The organism is Streptomyces narbonensis (assembly GCF_014649015.1).
Taxonomy (GTDB): Bacteria; Actinomycetota; Actinomycetes; order Streptomycetales; family Streptomycetaceae; genus Streptomyces; species Streptomyces narbonensis.
Window position 1 is genome coordinate 228,687 of the sequence record NZ_BMSF01000012.1, and the last position, 19,581, is coordinate 248,267.

At 71.5% G+C, this 19,581-nt stretch carries 19 protein-coding genes and 1 tRNA gene; 9 read left to right on the plus strand and 11 right to left on the minus strand.

Annotation, left to right across the window (positions count from 1 at the left end; all coding sequences use genetic code 11):
• Nucleotides 1-90 precede the first annotated feature (90 nt).
• A complete protein-coding gene (gene ligD, locus IE124_RS23670; protein ID WP_189509946.1) occupies nt 91-1,176 on the minus strand; it encodes a non-homologous end-joining DNA ligase in 1,086 nt (361 codons plus the stop codon).
• Between the two features lie 53 nt (nt 1,177-1,229).
• On the opposite strand from ligD, the gene IE124_RS23675 reads away from it, so the two are divergent.
• The 3 genes from IE124_RS23675 to IE124_RS23685 all read left to right on the plus strand — a co-directional run bounded on the left by IE124_RS23675 (nt 1,230) and on the right by IE124_RS23685 (nt 5,196).
• A complete protein-coding gene (locus tag IE124_RS23675; RefSeq protein WP_189509947.1) occupies nt 1,230-2,288 on the plus strand; it encodes an ATP-dependent DNA ligase in 1,059 nt (352 codons plus the stop codon).
• 492 nt (nt 2,289-2,780) lie between these two features.
• Nucleotides 2,781-3,032 (plus strand): hypothetical protein, encoded by a 252-nt coding sequence (locus IE124_RS23680; RefSeq protein WP_024761539.1) that lies wholly within the window; start codon nt 2,781-2,783, stop codon nt 3,030-3,032.
• Nucleotides 3,033-3,096: 64 nt separating this feature from the next.
• Nucleotides 3,097-5,196 (plus strand): MDR family MFS transporter, encoded by a 2,100-nt coding sequence (locus IE124_RS23685; RefSeq protein WP_189509948.1) that lies wholly within the window; start codon nt 3,097-3,099, stop codon nt 5,194-5,196.
• 254 nt (nt 5,197-5,450) lie between these two features.
• Here IE124_RS23685 and IE124_RS23690 read toward each other — a convergent pair whose 3' ends face one another.
• Nucleotides 5,451-5,900, minus strand: a complete 450-nt coding sequence (locus IE124_RS23690) for a YchJ family protein (RefSeq protein WP_189509949.1) — start codon at nt 5,898-5,900, stop codon at nt 5,451-5,453.
• A 282-nt stretch (nt 5,901-6,182) separates the two neighbouring features.
• On the opposite strand from IE124_RS23690, the gene IE124_RS23695 reads away from it, so the two are divergent.
• From IE124_RS23695 to IE124_RS23705, 3 genes are all read left to right on the plus strand, one after another.
• Entirely contained in the window at nt 6,183-7,526 is a 1,344-nt protein-coding gene (locus IE124_RS23695; RefSeq protein ID WP_189509950.1) for a 6-phospho-beta-glucosidase, read from the plus strand.
• A 156-nt stretch (nt 7,527-7,682) separates the two neighbouring features.
• Nucleotides 7,683-9,575: a M64 family metallopeptidase gene (locus IE124_RS23700; protein WP_189509951.1), complete on the plus strand. Its 1,893-nt coding sequence runs from the start codon at nt 7,683-7,685 to the stop codon at nt 9,573-9,575.
• A 123-nt stretch (nt 9,576-9,698) separates the two neighbouring features.
• A complete protein-coding gene (locus tag IE124_RS23705; RefSeq protein WP_229832763.1) occupies nt 9,699-10,202 on the plus strand; it encodes a GNAT family N-acetyltransferase in 504 nt (167 codons plus the stop codon).
• 97 nt (nt 10,203-10,299) lie between these two features.
• Here the strand turns inward: IE124_RS23705 and IE124_RS23710 are convergent, their stop codons facing one another.
• The 3 genes from IE124_RS23710 to IE124_RS23720 form a co-directional block, all read right to left on the minus strand.
• Entirely contained in the window at nt 10,300-11,106 is an 807-nt protein-coding gene (locus IE124_RS23710) for an SAM-dependent methyltransferase (protein WP_189509952.1), read from the minus strand.
• Between the two features lie 73 nt (nt 11,107-11,179).
• A complete protein-coding gene (locus IE124_RS23715; RefSeq protein WP_150264683.1) occupies nt 11,180-11,416 on the minus strand; it encodes a DUF397 domain-containing protein in 237 nt (78 codons plus the stop codon).
• Nucleotides 11,417-12,316, minus strand: coding sequence for a Sco1979 family transcriptional regulator (locus IE124_RS23720; RefSeq protein ID WP_189509953.1), 900 nt, complete (start codon nt 12,314-12,316; stop codon nt 11,417-11,419).
• Between the two features lie 262 nt (nt 12,317-12,578).
• On the opposite strand from IE124_RS23720, the gene IE124_RS23725 reads away from it, so the two are divergent.
• From IE124_RS23725 to IE124_RS23735, 3 genes are read left to right on the plus strand one after another with little or no spacing between them, the layout of a single operon-like run.
• Complete coding sequence (locus IE124_RS23725) at nt 12,579-13,052, plus strand: ATP-binding protein (protein WP_229832765.1); 474 nt, start codon at nt 12,579-12,581, stop codon at nt 13,050-13,052.
• The gene (locus IE124_RS23730) at nt 13,046-13,579 is read left to right on the plus strand and encodes a hypothetical protein (protein WP_370468806.1); all 534 of its coding nucleotides are present in this window, start codon (nt 13,046-13,048) and stop codon (nt 13,577-13,579) included. The genes IE124_RS23725 and IE124_RS23730 overlap by 7 nt, the downstream gene beginning before the upstream one ends.
• Nucleotides 13,580-13,613: 34 nt before the next feature.
• Entirely contained in the window at nt 13,614-14,327 is a 714-nt protein-coding gene (locus IE124_RS23735) for a class I SAM-dependent methyltransferase (protein WP_189509954.1), read from the plus strand.
• 6 nt (nt 14,328-14,333) lie between these two features.
• Here IE124_RS23735 and IE124_RS23740 read toward each other — a convergent pair whose 3' ends face one another.
• The 6 genes from IE124_RS23740 to eboE all read right to left on the minus strand — a co-directional run bounded on the left by IE124_RS23740 (nt 14,334) and on the right by eboE (nt 19,578).
• Nucleotides 14,334-14,618, minus strand: coding sequence for a hypothetical protein (locus tag IE124_RS23740; RefSeq protein ID WP_189509955.1), 285 nt, complete (start codon nt 14,616-14,618; stop codon nt 14,334-14,336).
• A gap of 345 nt (nt 14,619-14,963) precedes the next feature.
• The gene (locus tag IE124_RS23745) at nt 14,964-15,332 is read right to left on the minus strand and encodes a zinc ribbon domain-containing protein YjdM (RefSeq protein WP_306432425.1); all 369 of its coding nucleotides are present in this window, start codon (nt 15,330-15,332) and stop codon (nt 14,964-14,966) included.
• 105 nt (nt 15,333-15,437) lie between these two features.
• Nucleotides 15,438-15,522: transfer RNA gene (locus IE124_RS23750), tRNA-Leu, on the minus strand.
• A 224-nt stretch (nt 15,523-15,746) separates the two neighbouring features.
• Nucleotides 15,747-16,835, minus strand: coding sequence for a sugar phosphate isomerase/epimerase family protein (locus tag IE124_RS23755; RefSeq protein WP_189509956.1), 1,089 nt, complete (start codon nt 16,833-16,835; stop codon nt 15,747-15,749).
• A gap of 72 nt (nt 16,836-16,907) precedes the next feature.
• A complete protein-coding gene (locus IE124_RS23760) occupies nt 16,908-18,305 on the minus strand; it encodes an alkaline phosphatase family protein (RefSeq protein WP_189509957.1) in 1,398 nt (465 codons plus the stop codon).
• A gap of 25 nt (nt 18,306-18,330) precedes the next feature.
• Nucleotides 18,331-19,578 (minus strand): metabolite traffic protein EboE, encoded by a 1,248-nt coding sequence (gene eboE, locus IE124_RS23765; RefSeq protein WP_189509958.1) that lies wholly within the window; start codon nt 19,576-19,578, stop codon nt 18,331-18,333.
• Nucleotides 19,579-19,581 lie beyond the last annotated feature (3 nt).

A 19,581-nucleotide genomic window follows, 5' to 3' on the forward strand; every position in this document is an offset into this window, starting at 1 on the left:
CTAGCACGATCGTTCGTGTTGTTTTATGGTCGGAGAAGCAGGGCGGACCGGCCCCCACCCGGAACGGGCCGGCCCGCCCTGCCCTTCCCCCTACTCGGGAGACTCCCCCTCTGGGCCCCCCTTCGGCTCCTCCTTCGACTCCCCCTTCGACTCCCCCTTCGACTCCTTCTTCGCGCGGCTCGGCTGGACCCGCTTCGGCTCGCCCGGCATCTTCGGATACTCCGGCGGATACGGCAGGTCGCCGAGGCCGTGGTCCGCCTCGTCCCGCCGCGCCAGTTCGAGCAGGGACTCCAGGCTGAACCGCTCGTCGTCCATGTCGGCGTGGACGTCGCCGAGTTCGGCGTAACGGGCCGGCATGGTCCTGATGTCGAAGTCCCGCGGCACGGCGTCGTCGATCTCATCCCAGCGCAGCGGCGCCGAGACGGGGGCGTTCGGGCGCGGGCGTACGGAGTAGGCGGAGGCGATGGTCCGGTCCCGGGCGGTCTGGTTGTAGTCGACGAAGATCCGCTCCCCGCGCTCCTCCTTCCACCACTTGATGGTGACCCGGTCCGGCATCCGCCGCTCCAGCTCCCGCCCGCAGGCGATGGCCGCCCTTCTGACCTGAGTGAACGTCCAGTCGGGTGTGATCGGGACAAAGACGTGCAGCCCCCGGCCGCCCGAGGTCTTCGGCCAGCCGCGCAGCCCGTGCTCGTCGAGGACGGAACGCAGCTCGTGGGCGGCGCGGACGGCGTCGGCGTACTCCGTGCCGGGCTGGGGGTCGAGGTCGATTCGGAGCTCGTCGGGGTGGTCGGTGTCCTCGCGCCGTACCGGCCAGGGGTGGAAGGTGACGGCACCGAGGTTGGCGGCCCAGAGCACGGCTGCCGGTTCGGTGGGGCACATCTCGTCGGCCGACCGGCCGCTGGGGAAGGTGATGTGGGCCGTCGGGATCCAGTCGGGGAGGTACTTGGGGGCGCGCTTCTGGAAGAAGGACTCGCCGGTCACCCCGTCGGGGTAGCGCTCCAGGGTGGTGGGCCGGTTCCGCAGCGCGCGGGTGATGCCGTCGCCCACGGCCAGGTAGTAGCTGACCATGTCGAGCTTCGTGTATCCGGGTTCGGGGAAGTACACCTTGTCCGGATTGGACACGCGTACGGTCCGGTCGCCGACTTCGAGTTCCACCGCTGCCGCCTTGCCTGCCATGCGGGCCAGCCTAGGGTTCGCCGACAAGTCCCGCATACCGGACAATCGACCCTATGGATCTGCCGGTGATGCCGCCCGTGAAGCCGATGCTCGCCAAGTCCGTGAAGAAGATTCCGCCCGGGATGCAGTACGAGGCGAAGTGGGACGGGTTCCGCGCGATCGTCCACCGCGACGGGCCGGAGCTCGTCATCGGGAGCCGTACCGGCAAGCCGCTGACCCGGTACTTCCCCGAGCTGGTCGAGGCGCTCGCGGCCCGGCTGCCGGAGCGCTGCGTGGTGGACGGCGAGATCGTGATCGAGCACGACGGCCACCTCGACTTCGACCGGCTCAGCGAGCGGATCCATCCGGCGGACTCCCGGGTCCGCATGCTCGCGGAGACCACTCCGGCGCGGTTCGTCGCCTTCGACCTGCTCGCCCTCGGGGACGATTCGCTGCTGGAGGTGGGGCTGAGCGAGCGACGGGCGGCCCTGGAGCGGGCCCTCGACGGGGTCGACGCCCCGGTCCACCTGGCGCCCGCGACCCGGGACGCCGAGGTCGCCGCCCGCTGGTTCGAGCAGTACGAGGGCGCGGGGCTCGACGGGGTGATCGCCAAGCCGCTCGACCTGCCGTACCGGCCGGACGCCCGCCTCATGTACAAGATCAAGCACGAGCGGACGGCCGATGTGGTCGTGGCCGGCTACCGCTTCCACAAGAGCGGGCCGGTGGTCGGATCGCTGCTGCTCGGTCTGTACGACGACGGGGGCGTCCTCCAGCACGTCGGCGTGTGCGCGGCCTTCACCGCCGCCCGGCGCGCCGAGCTGATCGAGGAGCTGGAGCCGCTGCGGATGGATCCGCCGGACGGGCACCCGTGGGCGGCCTGGACAAACGAGTCCGCGCACGAGGGGGCCCGACTGCCGGGTGCGCCGAGCCGCTGGTCGGGCAAGAAGGACCTGTCGTGGGTGGCCCTGCGGCCGGAGCGGGTGTGCGAGGTCGGGTACGACCACATGGAGGGCGACCGCTTCCGGCACACGGCCCAGTTCAAGCGCTGGCGCCCGGACCGGACGCCGGAGTCCTGCGGGTACGGTCAGTTGGACGAGCCCGTCTCGTACGACCTGGCCGAGATCCTCTCGTAGGACACGAGGATCGTTTTCTGACGCGGCGCGCGAAGCGGATGCGGCGCGCGAAGCGGATGCGGCGCTCGCAGCGGATGCGGCGCTCGCAGCGGATGCGGCGCTCGCAGCGGATGCGTCCCGCACATCGCGCACGCACGGAAGGGCCGCGGGCGGAAGCCGTCGGAACGGCGAGTGAGATGGTTCACATTCCGCGGCCTCGATGATCTCTCCAACACCCTGCCACCGACAGGACATTCGCCGAACGTCCTGTCGACGACAAGAGGTCGCCGCCCCGCACGCGAGCCGCCGACCACCCCCGCACCTGCGGGAACTCCGCCGGCGGCGCCGGCCACCCTCACGCCCCCCGCTCCCCCGGCGTCCGCCTTCCCCGCTCCCGGGGCCTCCCGTCGTCACACCGTCGCGACAACCCCGTGCCGGAACCCGTACCGCGATCCGGTACGTATTGGAGGAGGAGACACTCCGCACCCTCCCCGCACCCACAAGGACTGACCCGTGATCGCCTCGCCCTCACCCCTCGTCCCCGTCCCGATCCCCGACAGCGTGGCCGCACTGATCGGCGCCTGTCTCCCGCTGCACGTCCTCCAGGCCGAGGTCGACGCGGACTGCGCGGCGCGCGAGGTGTACCGGTTCCGTGGGCCGCTGTGCGCGGAGGACCGGGCGGACCGCGAGCACGCCCTCGCGGCGCTGGCACGGGCCAATAAGATCCTTGCCAAGCACCACCCCCAGCTGCCCGTCACCCCCTGATCCAGTACACCTGTCCGGCCGTCCCCCGCATGCACGAGGCCGGTGGCGGTGTGACGCTGCGAAGGTGACCACGACCAGCGACGCAGTGCCCGCGCCCCCGGCCGCCACCCAACCACCCGTGCTCGACAAGCGCCGCCGCAACATCGTGTTCGGCACGATCATGCTGGGCGTCCTCCTCGCCGCCCTCGACCAGACGATCGTCGGCACCGCCCTGCCCACGATCGTCTCGGATCTCGGCGGCGCCGCGCACATGTCGTGGGTGGTCACGGCCTATCTGCTCGCCGAGACCGTCGCGACCGTCCTCGTCGGCAAGTTCGGCGACCTCTTCGGCCGCAAGGTGATCTTCCAGATCTCGGCGGTCGTCTTCATCACCGGCTCGTTCCTCTGCGGGCTCGCCACGAACATGACGCTCCTGATCGTCTGGCGCGGTCTCCAGGGCATCGGCGCCGGCGGTCTCATGGTCACCTCGATGGCCCTCATCGCCGATGTGATCCCGCTGCGCGAACGCGGCAAGTACCAAGGCGCGATCGGGGCCGTGTTCGGTGTCTCCACGGTCATCGGCCCGCTCCTCGGCGGTCTGTTCACCGACCACCTGAGCTGGCGGTGGGCGTTCTACGTCAACGTCCCCATCGCCATCCTCGTCGTGATCGCCGCCGCCCGCACGATCCCCTCCGTACGCTCCGCGACCCGCCCCGTCATCGACTACGCAGGCATCGCGTTCGTCGCCGTCGGCTCCAGCGCGCTGATCCTCGCGACCAGTTGGGGCGGCAACGAGTACGCGTGGACGTCCGGGGTCATCATCGGGCTCTTCGTCGGCGGCATCGTCGCCCTCGGCCTGTTCTGCTGGGTGGAGACCCGGGCGCCCGAACCCATGCTGCCCATGCGGCTGTTCGCCAACCCGGTCTTCACCGTCTGCTCCGTGCTGAGCTTCGTCGTCGGCTTCGCGATGCTCGGCGCGATGACCTTCCTGCCGACCTACCTCCAGTACGTCGACGGGGACTCGGCCACCGTCTCCGGCATCCGGACCCTGCCCATGGTCATCGGGCTCCTCATCGCCTCGGTCTTCAGCGGCAACGTCGTCAGCAAGACGGGCCATTACCGGATCTTCCCCATCGCGGGCTGCTTCGTGATGGGCGTCGGCCTCTATCTGCTCTCGCTCATGGGGCCGGAGACCAGCACCTGGCTGGCGTCGCTGTACATGTTCGTGCTCGGCACCGGCATCGGCCTGTGCATGCAGGTCCTGACCATCGCCGTGCAGAACACCGTCGACTACGCCGACCTCGGCACCGCGACCTCGGGCGTCACCTTCTTCCGTACCCTCGGCAGCTCCTTCGGCACGGCCGTCTTCGGCACGATCTACGTCAACTCCCTCAAGCCCAACCTCGCGGCGGGGGTCGGCGAGGCGGCGGCCGTCGCCGGCAGCCTCGGCATCGATCCGGCCGGTCTGGCACAGGCCGCGCAGAGCCCGGCGGGGGTGCACGGCCTGCCGGACGAGGTCGCGGAACCGATCGTGCACGCCTACGCGGACACGCTCCACACCGTCTTCCTGTGGACGGTGCCCGTCGCCGCCGTAGGGTTCGTCGTGGCGCTCTTCCTCAAGCAGGTGAAGCTCCGCGACTCGGCCCGTGCCGGCGCGCCGGACATGGGCGAGGGCTTCGCCTCGCCCACGTCGTCCGGCGACTCGGCCAAGCTCCTCGAACTCTCCGTCGGGCGGCTCCTGCGGCGCATCGACCTCGACACCGCACGGGGGATCGTCCGCGCCTCCGACACCCGGCTCGACACGGCGGGCGCCTGGGCGGTGATGCAGGTCGAGCTCTACACGCGGACCGTCGGACACGCGAGCCTCGGCCTGATCGCGGCCGGCCGTCGGGTGCCGCCCGAGGTACTGCTGCCGGTCTTCGACAGAATGGTCGACGAGGGGTTCCTCACCCGGGACGGCAATCTGATCTCGCACACCCCGGCGGGTGAGCGCGAGGCGACGGTGATCGCCCGGGCCTGGGGCGACTGGCTCTCCGACCGGATCGAGCAGGAACGCGGCCGGCCCAGCGGCCCGGAGCTGCGGGTGGCGACGGACGCCATCGCGAAGAGGGTCGTCGCCGAGGACCTGGCGACCGGACTTCCGAGACGGGAGTCGGAGGACCGGACGGTGTCGGTGACGAGGTGACGGGGTGACGGGCTGGCTCGGTGACGCGGCCGCCCGGCGTGCCCGGTGGCGCGGTGGTCCGGTTACCCGCGGCCTGGCGGCTGGTTGGCGCGGTGGCTCGGTGACCCGGCAGCCTGGCGGCCCGGTGACGCGATGACCCGCGGCCCGGCGACGCGGTGACCCGGCGGCCCGGTGACCCAGTGGCCGCGGCGACGCGGTGTCCGGGTGACCTCGGGCATCAGCGGCGCCGGACGTCCGGGATCAGTCACCGGCAGCTACTCGCCGACGTCGCCGTCCACGTACACCCAGGCGCCCTCGTGGCGGGCGAAGCGGCTCCGCTCGCGCATCGCGCCGGTCTCGCCGCCGTGCACGTAACCCGCCGCGAAGGTGACGGTGCCGTGCTGGTGGAAGGCGGTGCCGTCGGTGGCCGCCAGGATCTCCAGGCCGGTCCAGCGGAGCGCCGGGTCGAAGTCGACCTCGCCGGGACGGGTCTCCGGCGCCCAGGTGCGCAGCAGGTAGGCCTCGTCGCGGACGACGAAGGCGCTGTAGCGGGACCGCATGAGCAGCTCGGCCGTCGGCGCCGTGCCCGCCGTGCCGCTGTGGAACCGGCCGCAGCACGCGCCGTACGTGGCGTCGAGGCCGCAGGGGCAGGGGGAGTCCGCGGTGACGGCCGGGGCGGCGGGGGCCGGGGACTTACGGGTCGGGCGGGTCTTGCGTCGGGACATGCCGCCATTCTCCCCCAGGCGGCGATCAGCCGATCTCGGCCCGTGACGCGCCGGTCGGCCGGGGGCCCGTGACCTTCCGATCCACCGATGGCTCGTGACGCGCTGATCTACCGAGGGCTTGCGACGCGCTGGTCGGCCGAGGGCTCGTGACGCGCTGGTCGGCCGAGGCTCGCGGCGCGCTGGTCGGCCGAGGGCTCGCGGTGCGCCCGGCATGTGGACACCGTCGTGGACGACCGCCCGTCGTCCCGCTGTCGGCCGGGTGCGCCCGAGTAGCGTACGGGCATGAAACTGACGATTCTCGGAGGCGGCGGATTCCGGGTGCCGCTGGTGTACGGCGCCCTCCTCGGCGACCATGCCGAGGGGCGGGTCACCCACGTCACCCTGTACGACCTCGACGAGGGCCGCCTCTCGGCCATCGCCAGGGTGCTCCTGGAGCAGGGCGAAGGGGTGCCGGACGCGCCGGTGGTGGCGGCGACGACGGATCTCGACGAGGCTCTGCGCGGGGCGGACTTCGTGTTCTCCGCGATCCGGGTCGGCGGCCTGGAGGGCAGGGCCGCGGACGAGCGGATCGCGCTCGCCGAGGGGGTGCTCGGGCAGGAGACCGTGGGTGCGGGCGGGATCGCGTACGGTCTGCGGACCGTGCCCGTCGCGGAGCACATCGCCCGCAGGGTCGCCGAACTGGCCCCCGAGGCCTGGGTCATCAACTTCACCAACCCGGCCGGGCTCGTGACGGAGGCCATGTCCCGGATCCTCGGCGACCGGGTCGTCGGCATCTGCGACTCCCCCGTCGGCCTGGGCCGTCGCGTCGCCCGTGCCCTCGGCGCGGACCCGGACGAGGCGTGGATCGACTACGTGGGCCTCAACCACCTGGGCTGGCTGCGCGGTCTGCGGGTCGGCGGGCGCGACGAACTCCCCCGGCTCCTCGCCGACGAGCAGGCGCTCGGCTCCTTCGAGGAGGGCAGGCTGTTCGGCCCGGAGTGGCTGCGCTCGCTCGGGGCCGTGCCCAACGAGTACCTGCACTACTACTACTTCAACCGCGAGGCGGTGCACGCCTATCGGACCGCGGAGCGCACCCGCGGGGCCTATCTGCGTGACCAGCAGGCCGGTTTCTACGAGGAGATGGGCAAGCCGGACACTCCCGCCCTGGACACCTGGCACCGGACGCTCGCCGACCGCGAGGCCACGTACATGGCCGCCAACCGCGAGGCCGCCGGCATCGGCGAACGCGACGAGGAGGACTTGGAGTCGGGCGGCTACGAGATGGTGGCGCTCGCCCTCATGCGGGCGGTCGCACGCGACGAGCGGACCACGCTGATCCTCAACGTCCGCAACGGCTCCACGCTGGCCGCGCTCGACGCGGACGCCGTGATCGAGGTCCCCTGCTTCGTGGACGCGAACGGCGCGCATCCGGTGTCGGTGTCCCCGCTGCCGTACCACGCCGTCGGTCTCGTGACCGCGGTGAAGGCGGTGGAGCGGGAGGTGCTCGCGGCGGCGGAGAGCGGCTCGCGGGCGACGGCGGTCAAGGCTTTCGCGCTGCATCCGCTCGTCGACTCGGTCTCGGTGGCCAAGAGGCTCGTGGAGAACTACACGACGGCCCACGCGGGCCTCGCCTATCTGCGGCGCTGAACCGACGGGGGGCGTTCACGGGACAGCAGTGGAGCGGTACGGCCGCGTACGGCTGCCGTACGACCGCCGTGCGTCCGGCGTACGACTGCCGCACGTCCGGCGTACGGCCGGCGAACACCTTTACGGGATCGGGGGCGCGGCCTAGGCTCGCGCCCCATGACCTCACAGCGTCGCAAGGGAGCACGGAGAGGCCTGGCCCGCCTCGTCGCGTCCTGTCTGCTGGCCGTCGGACTCGTGGGCACGGGGCCGGCGGCGGCCGAGACCCCGACGACGGCCGACGGACCGGTCGTCGTCCCCGTCCAGACGACCGGCCCTGCGGACCGACGGTTCAATCTGGTCTTCATGGGTGACGGCTACACCGCCGCCGAGATGCCCGCCTTTCGGGCCGACCTCGAAGGGCATCTGAACACGCTGTGGAGCATCGAGCCCTTCGCCTCGTACCGCTCGTACATCAACGTGTGGGCGGTGGAGGCCCCTTCGGCCGAATCGGGCGTCGACTGCGACCCCGGACTGTCGTCGCCCGCCCGTGACACCGCGCTCGACATGGGCTTCTGGGGCGGCTGCAACCCCTCCAGCGTGCAGCGGCTCCTCACCGTCGACAGCGCGAAGGCCGGCGCGCTCGCCGACCTCGTCCCGGGCACGCACCGCGCCAACCGGCAGATCGTGGCCCTCGCCCACAGCTCCACCTACGGCGGGGCGGGCGGCAGTTACGCGACGGCGTCCGGCGGCAACGCCCTCTCCTCCCTCATCACCCCGCACGAGATAGGCCACTCGCTCGGCGGTCTCCAGGACGAGTACGACTACTACGGCCGCGGCGTGCCGGGCGAGACCTACACGGGACCGGAGCCCGCCTCCGCCCACCACACGCTCCTGACGGAAAATCAGATGCGGGAGCAGCGGGCGAAGTGGTGGCGCTGGATCGGCGAGGAGAGCGAGTCGGGCGGGCTCATCGGCCGCCACGAGGGCGGCCTGTACAGCACGAAGGGCGTCTGGCGCCCCAGCCGGCACTCCCTGATGAAGACCCTCGGCTACGCCTTCGACCAGGTGGAGCGCGAGGTGATGGTCCGGGCGATCTCCGCAAAGGTCAGCCTGATCCAGGACCACACGCCCGACACCGCGCCGATCGGCGCGGACCGGACCGTGTGGGTGGACACCCTGCACCCTGTCGGCGGTGAACTCGCCGTGACCTGGCGGCTGGACGGCCGCACCCTCACCACCCGCGGCGCGCGCACCCTCGACCTTCGGAAGCTGACCCTCTCCCCCGGCACGCACACGCTCACGGCGACGGTCACCGACCCGACGCCCTTCGTGCGCGACCCGGCGGTCCGCGCCTCGACGGCGCTCACCCGCACGGTCGACTGGACCGTGGACACCTCGCTCACCACCCGGAAGACGCCGGTGGAGCCGGCGTTCACCGGGCACACCCCCACGGGGGATGCGGTCGGCGCGCGGTCGGTCGTCCACGCGGACACCACGCACCCGACGGACCGCACCCCGGCCGTGCACTGGCGCCTGAACGGCCGCCCCGTCCACCCCGCCGGTCGCAACGACCGTGACCTGGACCTGGGTTCGCTGGACCTCAGGCCCGGGACGCACACGCTGACGGCCCGTATCCCGGGCACGGCCGAGGAGTTGGCCTGGACGGTCGACGCCCGTCCTGCGACGTCCTCGTACGAACTGTCCACGCCGCTGCGGACCGTCCGTCGCCCCGGGCGGCCCGTCGAGTACGTATACGACGGGCCGTTCACGATGCGGCTGACGGCGCGCGACGACCGGGTCGGCGCCGTGGTGAGCCAGTTCCGGGTCGACGGCGACGGCTGGTACACGTACTACGGCTGGCCGACGGACGCCGCGGCACCCTTCCTCTTCTCGCCGGGCGGCACGGTCATCGACGGCCTCGTGTACGGGAAGCTGGGCCGGAGCCGGGCGGTGCCCTGGGACGACGCGACCCCGGACTACGGCACGCACACGATCGAGCACCGCACGATCGACGCGGCCGGGAACGTGAGCCGTCCCCGGAGCTTCCGCGTGACGCTGGTAGAGCCGTAGAGCCGCCCGGTCCTCTGCGACCGACAGGCCGGCCCGGTCGCCGACGGCCGAAGGGCCGGCCCGGTCGCCGACGACGACTGGCACACTGACCCGGCCGTCCGCGCACCACAGCCTGGAGTCCTCATGTCGTCACAGCCGTCGCACGTCGTCGTGCGCCCCGCTCTGCCTGAGGACCTCGCGGCCCTTCAGGAGCTCGCCCGGCGCACGATCGACGCGTGCTACCGCTCGTTCCTGGGCGACGAGGGTGTCGACTGGTTCATCGGTTCGGGCGCATCGGACGAGCACATCGCGAGCCATTTCGCGCAGGGGCGGGTCCACTGCCTGGAGGCGGACGGCGGGATCGCGGGCCTGATGATTCTCGAAGGGCCGACCGTCGACCTGATGATGATCGATGTCCGTCACCACCGGCGGGGTCTCGGGGCGGTCCTTCTCTCCGCGGCCGAGGAGGTGCTGTTCGCCGAGTACGGGGACATCCGTCTCGAGACCTTCGTCGGCAACACGGCCGCCATCGCCTTCTACGAGGCCTGCGGCTGGACGGCGGCAGGCCGGACGGACACCGGCTCGGACACGCCCGCCAAGATCGAGTTCGTCAAGCACCGACGGGAAGAGGGCGCGGGCTCCGCATAGTGCGGAGCGCGCTGCCGAGCGGCTCGTACGCGGGCGGACGAAGGCCCGCGGACCCTCCGGTCCGCGGGCCTTCGCGCCGCTCTGTTCAGAGATCCCGTCAGGGCTTGCGGGCCACGGCGGCCCACCCGGGGATCGGGTCGTCGCCCTGGACCGGGACGGGCTCGCCCAGCTCCGGGTGCCACTCGGCGGTGAGCGAGACGCCCGGCTCGACGAACTCCATGCCGTCGAAGAACGCGGCGAGCTCGCCCCGCGAGCGGGGCCGCAGGGTCAGCCCGCGCGCCTTGTACATGGCGCTCGCCTTCGCCGCGCCTTCCGGGTCGAAGTCCCCGGTGACGTGCGAGAGGACGAGGTAGCTGCCCGGCGCGAGCTTCTCGACGATCTTGGAGACCAGTTCGTAGGCCCCGTCCTCGTCCCCGACGAAGTGCAGCAGGGCGAGCATCGACAGCGCGATGGGCTGGTCGAAATCAAGGACCTTTCCGGCCCTTTCGAGGATGATCTCGGGGTCGCGGGCGTCCGCCTGGATGTACTCGGTGGCCCCTTCCGGGGTCGAGCGCAGCAGGGCGGCCGCGTGTGCGAGCACGATCGGGTCGTTGTCGCAGTAGACGATGCGGGACTCCGGTGCGGCGTCCTGCGCGATCTGGTGCAGGTTCGGCTCGGTCGGGATGCCCGTACCGACGTCCAGGTACTGGCGGACGCCGTGGGCGCTGAGCCAGCGGATGGCGCGGTGCATGAAGGCCCGGTTGACGCGGGCCATGTCGCGGCCCCGGGCGTCGACGGTGAGCAGCTGCCGGGCCATCGCCTCGTCGACCGGGTAGTTGTCCTTGCCGCCCAGGAACCAGTCGTACATCCGCGCGGGATGCGGCTTGCTGGTGTCGATCCTCACGGATGCGGGGTCCTGGGTCATCGGCTCTCCTGGTCGGGACGAACGGGTGGCACTGCAGCAAGAGTTACGCGACGGAGCGGGTGGGGCGGAAGGGTCAGGTGAGCAGAAAGTCAGCGTGACCGGATTTGGCCCCCTGGATGAAAGCGGCGATCTCCCCGTGGGTGTAGATGAGCGCGGGTCCTTCAGGGTCTGCGGACTGTCGCACGGCGACTCTGCCGTCGGCCAGCTTCATGGCCTCCACACAGTTGCCCCCGTTCCCGCCGCTCCAGGGCTTGTGCCAGCCTTCGGCACCGAGCTCAGCGGCGGGCATGCCGTTGTATATGCGATCCATTCACAGCTCCTTGCGGAGATCCCGGAGGATCTCCTTCGTGCGTTGTGCAGTCGCGGCCTGAGCCGCCATGCGGTCCATGACCTCGAGGTGGGAAGCCACCTCCGGGCGCGCGTCGAGATAGACGGCGCCGGTCAGGTACTCGCTGTAGACCATGTCCGGGAGTTCGGGCATGGCGAAGCGGAAGAGGACGAACGGTCCGTAGGTGCCGGGGTGGTGGCCGGACGCGAACTCCGCGATCTGCAGGGTGACGTTCGGCGACTCGGACGCTTCGAGCAGCCGGTCGAGCTGGTCGCGCATCACTTCGGGCCCGTCACCGACCGGTCGGCGGAACACCGTCTCGTCCATGATCACCCAGAACTTCGGGGCGTCCTCCCGCGTCAGCAGGGACTGGCGCTCCATCCGTAGGGCTACATGCCGCTCGGTCTCCTCGGCGCGCTCCGCCGCGGCGGTGCCCTGGGGGCGTGCCGCGTCGCTGCCGCCGACCGCCCCGCTGCGCAGAATGGCTCGGGCGTAGGCCTCGGTCTGCAGGAGACCGGGGATGAACTGGGGTTCGTACGCCCGGATCAGGCTGGCCGCCCCCTCCAGGCTCACGTACATGGAGAACCAGCCGGGCAGCACGTCGTGGAACCGCTGCCACCAACCCGGGAGGTTGGCCTCCTCCGTGAGGGCGACGAGGGCCTCCGCCTCGGCGTCCGTGATCCCGTACTCCTTCAGCAGGAGTTGTACGTACGGAACCTTCAGGGCGACCTCGGCCGTCTCCATGCGTCGGACGGTGGCCGGGGCCACTCGGAGGATCTTTGCGGCCTCTTCCCTCTTGAGGCCGGCCCGCTCGCGCAGATCCTGCAGCCGCCTGCCGAGAACGACCTGTCCCACCGTGGGGGCGGACCGCGGCTCGCTCACTCTCAGACCTCCCCGACGCACTGTTTCGATGAGTGTGCCACGAAGCCGAGCCAGAGAGAACACAGCACTCTGCAATTTTCAGAGTGCCACTTGCCAAGTGTCCGAGTCAGGAGGACAGTGTTCCGGTGAACCAGTACACGCTGCCGCCGTGCGCCACCGCGCCACGGGTGCAGCGCCGTACGGCAGTCCTGCCCACTGTTGTGAGGAACCGGTCGTGGCTTCTGGTAACGCGCAGCCTTCAGGTCTCATGAGCCCTCGAGTCATGGCCCAGCGCCCAGAACCCCACACCGACACCGACACGCGCGCCGATACCCGGGTCGATCCCCGGGGCGACGCCGTGCGCCGCTTCGCCTTCGAGCTCCCCGCCCTCACGGCGTCCGTGGCGCGGGCCCGCCGGCTCGCGGAGGAGCGGCTCATTCTCTGGGGCTGCGGCCCCGGCATACGCGACACGGTCGCGCTCGTCGTCTCCGAACTCGTCACCAACGCCGTCGTCCACACCGCGAGCGCCCGGGTGATCTGCGAGATACGCGAGGGCGAGGACACCCTGCGCATAGCGGTACGGGACGAGGGCGGCCCGGCCGGACCGCGGATGCGCGACTGCGGCGAGGACGAACGCGGCCGCGGACTCCTCATAGTCGACGCGCTGTGCACCGCCTGGGGCGCCGACCGCACCGGCCACGGCACGGCGCAGATCGTCTGGGCCGAGCTGGCCCACGGCATGGGGGAACCGTGCTGAGGTCGATGGCCACCCTGCTGATCCCTCGCTCGGCCCGCAAACCGCCGGAAAACACCCCCGTCCCGCGCCAGCGCGACGCAGCGGACCCCAGGGGACCGCGGACCAGGACCCTCGGCTCGACGTCACCCGGCTCCAGCGCGCTCGACTCCGCGGACCTCGGCTCGACCCGACTGGACGTCCCCGTCGGCCTGCGCACCGGCCTCGGCTGCGACGCCGTCGGCGTCCCCGCCCGCTTCGGCTTCAAGATCCTCTCCCGCCTCCCCGCCAAGGGCTGCGTCTACGCCGACGCCGACTGGTGGTGGTGGCTCGTCCCGGCCGGCTCCGACCTGGACCTGACCTGGCCACTGCCCGCCTGCTACGCGCGAGGCGCCGAGGTCCCGGACCGCGGCCCCCGCCTCGTCCACCACCCCGACGGCACCTCCCCCTACACGCCGCCGATCCCCCTCTACCTGCTCACCTGCCAGCTGACGGGCATCGCCCCCGCGTGGTCCGCGCCCCCGGCGCCCCCCGTACGCAGTGCGCTCTGACGCTCGGGGCCGGTGACGGCATAGGCTCGGGACCATGTTCACCCCGCAGGGCCCCAGCCTCCGCGAGCTGACCGTCCAGGCCCTCTCCTCGGTCGAGCACGGTTACGACCTGCTCGCGAACAAGTTCGACGCGACCCCATTCCGCACCTCCGACCGCCTCCTGACCGCGGTGGCCGACACCCTGGAAGAGCTCGGCCCCTTCGACTCGGGACTCGACGTCTGCTGCGGCACCGGCGCCGGACTCGACGTCCTCCGCTCCGTGTGCGCGGGCCGCGTCACGGGCGTCGACTTCAGCACGGGCATGCTGACCCGGGCCCGCCGCGCCCACCCCGCGGCCACCCTGGTCCGCGCGGACGCCCTGGCCCTGCCCTTCGCCCCGGCCTTCGACCTGGCCGTCAGCTTCGGCGCCTTCGGACACTTCGTCCCGGACGCCCAGCGCACCCTCTTCGCCCAGGTCCACGCCTCACTCCGCCCCGGCGGCACCTTCGCCTTCCCCCTCCCGGCCCCACCCCGGGTCGGCTCGCGCCTCTACTGGACCCTGTGGGGCTTCGACGCCACGATGCGCGTCCGGAACGCGGTGTGGCACCCGCGCTTCGTCATGTACTACCGCACCTTCCGCCTCCAGGACGTCCGCACCCGCCTGAAGGAAGCCGGCTTCGAGGTCTCCCTGACCCCGATCGAGTCCCTGGGCAGACGAGAGGACGGCAGCCCGCACTGCCGTCTGGTGGTAGCCCGCAAGGCTGCCTAGCAGCTCTTACCGATCACCGGATGCCCCGCCCCAGAAGGCGGAGGGCATCCCGAAACCGACCCTCACCTCGACGTCGAGCACGGCAACCTCCCCCGGCGGTACATCGAAACCGTACGCCGCGACGGCCTTCCGTCCGGGTAGCAGATCGCCTGTGAGCCCGAGCCCCAGATCGGGCTCGGTATCGAAGATCCGCACGGCCTCCCGCCCGTCGCCGTCCCGGGCGGAGACCTGCACCAGCGCGAGCTCAAGCCGCTCACCGCCCCCGTTACGCACGGTGACCTGCACGGTCACGGCGGTGTGCCCCGCCCGGTACCCGGCCGCCGCAGCGGACGGCGTGAACCTGACGGGCGCGGAGACCGCGACCTCGACCCCGTCCTCGTACCGATGCGTCGCTCCGAAGGCGAGCACTCCGGCGGCGGGATCCGGGGCGCGGGCGGTCGGCGTGGTCGGGCTCGCCTCGCCGGGCCCCCGGCCCGATGGGCCCTGCCCGGCGGCTCGCCACTGCCTCGGGAATTCCGTCCGGGGGTGCTTCCGTTCACCATGGGCGCCTCCGCCGCTCGACCCGCGACGTGCGATCAAACCAGCCTAGGGCGGGCGCAGAACCCCCGCATACCGGGCAGGTGCGGGGGCTTCGGGTCAGACCTTCTTGACCACGCTGGACTTGAGCTGCATCGCGCCGAAGCCGTCGATCCGGCAGTCGATGTCATGGCCGTCGACACCGTCGACGAGGCGGATGTTGCGCACCTTGGTGCCCGCCTTGATGCCGGAGGGGTTGCCCTTGACCTTGAGGGCCTTGACCACGGTCACCGTGTCGCCGTCGTTGAGCACGTTGCCGACGGCGTCCTTGATCACGCGCTCGCCCGGCGAGGCCGCACCGGCGCCGTCCGTCGTGCCTTCGGCGGCCGGGACCCACTCGTGGCCGCACTCGGGGCAGACCACCAGGTTGTTCATCTCGTACGTGTACTCGCTGGAGCACTGCGGACAAGGGGGAATGTTCTCGATCACGCCCCCAGGATAGTTCTCGGCCTGCATCGCGGCCGGAGCCGATCGGCCACCTGTGGAAAACGAGAAGTGCCGGTCGATACGAGATCGACCGGCACTTCTCTTCGGTGTCCGAGGGGGGACTTGAACCCCCACGCCCGATAAAGGGCACTAGCACCTCAAGCTAGCGCGTCTGCCATTCCGCCACCCGGACTAGGTGTTTGTCGTTTTGGGGTTTTCCCCGCGGCGACAGAGATAACTCTACCAGGGGTTTGAGGTGCCCTTCACCAGGGTTTTCCGTGGTCAGCGGGGTGGAGCAGGCGACACCATCAAGATCCAGTCCGAATTGCCCGATGGTGCGCACTGATGGTTCCTGATCGCGCACGGAAAGTAACGACACCCTTCCGGGCCCCTCTCGCGAGGGGCCCGAAAGGCGGGTCAGCGGCCCTTCTCGCGCAGAGAGTGGAGGTGGGCGCTGGACCTGCGGGCGAAGTCGAGCGAGTCGACCGGGTTGTCCCGCTCGGCCTGCCAGTGGTGGGCGTGCCGGCCGTGGCGGGTGCGGTTGACCGCCGAGATGAACCGCCGGTAGTCGATGTCCCCGTCCCCGACGTCGGTCATGCGGTAGCCGTAGGGAACAGCGGAGTCGTCGCGGTCGCCGTCCTTGACGTGGAACAGCGGGTAGCGGTGGGGCTGCGCGAGGACGTAGTCGAGCGGGTCGAACGGCGCGGGGGTGCCGTCCGGACGCCTCGAGTAGCGGTACTGACCCACGTACGCCCAGAAGACGTCCATCTCCAGGTGGACGAGGTCAGGGTCGGTCTCGGCGAGGAGGACGTCGTAGAGCCGCACGTCGGGGCGGTCGGTGGCGAAGGAGAACTCCTCGGAGTGGTTGTGCTGGTAGAACTTCATGCCCCGCTTCCGCGCCTCCGCACCGAACCGGTTGAACTCCTCGGCGCAGCGCTTCCAGCCGTCGACGGTGGCGCCGTAGCGCCAGGGTCCGGAGGCGGTTCCTATGTGGGGCAGCCCGAGGGCCGCGGCGTCGTCGAGCACCCGGTCGAGGTTCTGGGCGAAGGTGTACGCACCGGGGTCGTCCGCGTGATAGCCGACGTGGCTGCCGATGCCGCGCAGCCCGTGGTCACGAGTGAGGCGCTTGAGTTCGGCGAGTGTGAGGGGGCCGCCGACGCCCTGGGTGTAGCCGGCGTACTCGACCTCGTCGTAGCCGAACCTCCGCAGCTCGGCGAAGACGGCGGCGAAGCCGAGGGCGGCGATCTTGTCGCGCAGGGAGTACAGCTGGATGCCGAGACGGCCGGGCGGCAGGACGGGGCGGCCGTGGCCCGCGCCGCGGGAATCGGGGGTGACGGAACCTGCCGACGAGCCCCCGGCCGCCGCGGCGGCGGCGGCGGCGGGGGTGGCCGCCGCGCCCAGCAAGGCGGCGGCGGTCGCGCCGGCGGCGACGCCGAGCATGTTGCGCCTGCTGAGCCGGTGGGAGAGCTCGGGGTCGGTGGCTTCCGTACGGCGAGTGCGATTCATCTGTGGATAACTCCTCTGGTGTCGGTGCGGGCTGTTTCACTGGAGTCGGTTCGGCGGTCGGCGGTATGCGCCTCAGGCGAGTCCGGCCAGTCGGAGCAGCAGGGACTTCACATCGGTGGCCGCGACGCGGCCGCTCACGGCGCGGGGGGTGGAGCACAGAATGAGCGGACCTTCGTCATCGCTCGTGGGGAGGCGGCCATGGCTGCCGCGAATAGGTGAGGGGTCGAGAGGGACGACCGCGAGCCGGTAGCGCATGCCGAGCTGCTTGCGGGCGATCTCTCTGGCCGCCTTGAGCCGGACGTACGGATCGAACGGGTCCATGAAGAGTTCGGCGGGGTCGTAGCCGGGCTTTCGGTGGATCTCGACGAGCCGGGCGAAATCCGGCGCGCGAGCGGCGTCGAGCCAGTAGTAGTACGTGAACCAGGCGTCGGGCTCGGCGAGGGCGACGAGCTCTCCTGACCGCGGGTGGTCGAGGCCGTGTTCCTTCTTTCCCTCGTCATCGAGGAGGCGTTCGACGCCGGGAAGCTCCGTGAGGGCTTCCCGGACGGCCGGCAGGTCCTCGGGGCGGCGGACGTAGACGTGCGCGGTCTGGTGGTCGGCGACGGCGAAGGCCCGGGAGGTCATGGGGTCCAGGTACTCCATGCCGTCCTGGGTGTGGACCTCCAGCAGCCCGGCACGGCGCAGCGCACGGTTGATGTCGACGGGCCGGTCGACCCGGGTGATGCCGTACTCGGAGAGGGCGACGACCGTGCGTCCTTCGGCGCGGGCGTCGGCGAGGAGCGGGGCGAGGGCGGTATCGAGTGCCGCGGCGGCCCGGAAGGAGCGCGGGTCGTCGGGCCCGTAGCGCTGAAGGTCGTAGTCGAGGTGTGGGAGGTAGCAGAGGGCGAGGTTCGGGCGGCGGGTGCGGAGGATGTGGCGGGTGGCGTCGATGATCCACCGGCTGGAGACGAGGTCGGCTCCGGGACCCCAGAAGTGGAAGAGGGGGAAGGTGCCCAGTTCCGCGGTGAGTTCGTCGTGGAGGGCCGGGGGCCGGGTGTAGCAGTCGGGTTCCTTGCGGCCGTCGGCGTAGTAGACGGGGCGGGGGGTGACGGTGATGTCGGTATCGGCGCCCATCGCGTACCACCAGCAGATGTTGGCGACGGTGTAGCCGGGGTGGGCACGGCGGGCCGCGTCCCAGAGGCGGTCTCCGGAGACGAGGCCGTTGTGCTGACGCCAGAGGAGGACGTCGCCGAGCTCGCGGAAGTACCAGCCGTTGCCGACGATGCCGTGCTCGGCGGGGAGCGTGCCGGTCAGGAAGGTGGTCTGGGCGCTGCAGGTGACGGCGGGAAGGACGGTGGAGAGCGGGGCCTGGGATCCGGCGCGGGCGAGAGCGGTGAGGTGGAGCATGTGGTGGAGGAGCCGCGGGGTGAGGCCGACGACGTCGAGCACGAGGAGAGGAGTGGGCGGGGCGGGTGGCGCGGTGTCGCTCATGACGGTTCCTTCAGGGACGGTTCCTTCACGGCAGTTCCTTGAGACCGAGGTCGGTCAGCAGGTCGCGGGCCAGGGTCAGTTCGGCGGCGATGCCCTCCGCGAGCCGGGCCCGCGTGCGGGGGCGCCGGTCCGCAGGCAGGGCCTGCCAGGTGTAGGTCTCGACCTCCAGGTGCCGGGTGAGCGGGCGGGGTCCGCCGACGAGGAGGGCGAGGGTCTCCTGGAGGACGGGAAGCGTGGAGGTGAGAGGAGGCGCGGGCGGGGCGTGGAGGGGGACGTGGAAGTGGGCGCGCCAGGGCGTCGCGTCGGGGAGGCCGGTGCTGATGGCGGTTCCGGTGGCGGTGGCGGTGCCTGGGGTGCGACCGGATGCGTGATCGGGTGCGCGATCGACGTCGGCTCCGGTGAGGGCTTCGGGGAGGTCGTCGGTTCCCCTCAGTCCGGCGGCGGTCCTCGTACGGGTCTGGTGGAGGAAGCGGGGCTCGGCGAAGGCGCCGAGCGCGGCCCTGACCTCGGGAAGGTGCGGGTGTTCGGCATGGAGCGCGGCGGAGAGCTGCGCCTTGGGGACGGTGATGCCGGCGGCGGTGAGCGCGTCGAGGGCGGTACGGGGATCTTCGAAGGAGGTCGCGAGGTGGCAGGTGTCGAGACAGACACCGATGCGGTGGCGCGGTACGTCGGTGAGCGCGGTGACGGCGTCGGCGACCGTTTCGACGGTGCAGCCGGGCTCCGGTTCGAGGCCGATCCGGATGCTTCGTCCGGTGAGGTCCTGGAGCGCGTCGAGGCGCGCAGCGAGCGTGGTCAGGGCCGTGCGGGCGGTGGCGGCGGCCCGGGCGTCGAAGGGGGTGCGCCAGGCGAGGGGCAGGGTGGAGACGGAGCCCTCACCGACGTCCTCGGGGAGGAGCGCGGCGAGGAGACGGGCGAGGTCGGTGGTGTGGGCGAGGCGTTCGGGGCGGGTCCAGTCGGGCTGATAGACCCGGTGTTTGACTTCGTCGGCGCCGAAACCCTCATAGGGGAAGCCGTTCAGCGTGACCACTTCGAGGCCGCGACGGTCGAGTTCGATACGCAGTGCGCGGAGCGAGGCGGGGTCGGCGGTCAGCGTGTGGGCGGCTGCGCGGGCGAGCCAGAGGCCGATGCCGATCCGGTCGCGGCCGAGGCGGCGGCGGACGGGCTCGCAGTGGTCGCGGAGCTGGGCGAGGACGCCGTCGAGGGTCTCCGCCGGGTGGACGTTCGTGCAATACGCGAGGTGGACGGTGGAACCGTCGGGGTGCCGGAAGCGCATGCG

Coding starts and splice junctions, on each gene's coding strand:
- ligD (WP_189509946.1), bottom strand. CDS start 1,176: ATGGCAGGCAAGGCGGCAGCGGTGGAACTCGAAGTCGGCGACCGGACC.
- IE124_RS23675 (WP_189509947.1), top strand. CDS start 1,230: ATGGATCTGCCGGTGATGCCGCCCGTGAAGCCGATGCTCGCCAAGTCC.
- IE124_RS23690 (WP_189509949.1), bottom strand. CDS start 5,900: ATGTCCCGACGCAAGACCCGCCCGACCCGTAAGTCCCCGGCCCCCGCC.
- IE124_RS23695 (WP_189509950.1), top strand. CDS start 6,183: ATGAAACTGACGATTCTCGGAGGCGGCGGATTCCGGGTGCCGCTGGTG.
- IE124_RS23700 (WP_189509951.1), top strand. CDS start 7,683: ATGACCTCACAGCGTCGCAAGGGAGCACGGAGAGGCCTGGCCCGCCTC.
- IE124_RS23705 (WP_229832763.1), top strand. CDS start 9,699: ATGTCGTCACAGCCGTCGCACGTCGTCGTGCGCCCCGCTCTGCCTGAG.
- IE124_RS23710 (WP_189509952.1), bottom strand. CDS start 11,106: ATGACCCAGGACCCCGCATCCGTGAGGATCGACACCAGCAAGCCGCAT.
- IE124_RS23715 (WP_150264683.1), bottom strand. CDS start 11,416: ATGGATCGCATATACAACGGCATGCCCGCCGCTGAGCTCGGTGCCGAA.
- IE124_RS23725 (WP_229832765.1), top strand. CDS start 12,579: ATGGCCCAGCGCCCAGAACCCCACACCGACACCGACACGCGCGCCGAT.
- IE124_RS23735 (WP_189509954.1), top strand. CDS start 13,614: ATGTTCACCCCGCAGGGCCCCAGCCTCCGCGAGCTGACCGTCCAGGCC.
- IE124_RS23755 (WP_189509956.1), bottom strand. CDS start 16,835: ATGAATCGCACTCGCCGTACGGAAGCCACCGACCCCGAGCTCTCCCAC.
- IE124_RS23760 (WP_189509957.1), bottom strand. CDS start 18,305: ATGAGCGACACCGCGCCACCCGCCCCGCCCACTCCTCTCCTCGTGCTC.
- eboE (WP_189509958.1), bottom strand. CDS start 19,578: ATGCGCTTCCGGCACCCCGACGGTTCCACCGTCCACCTCGCGTATTGC.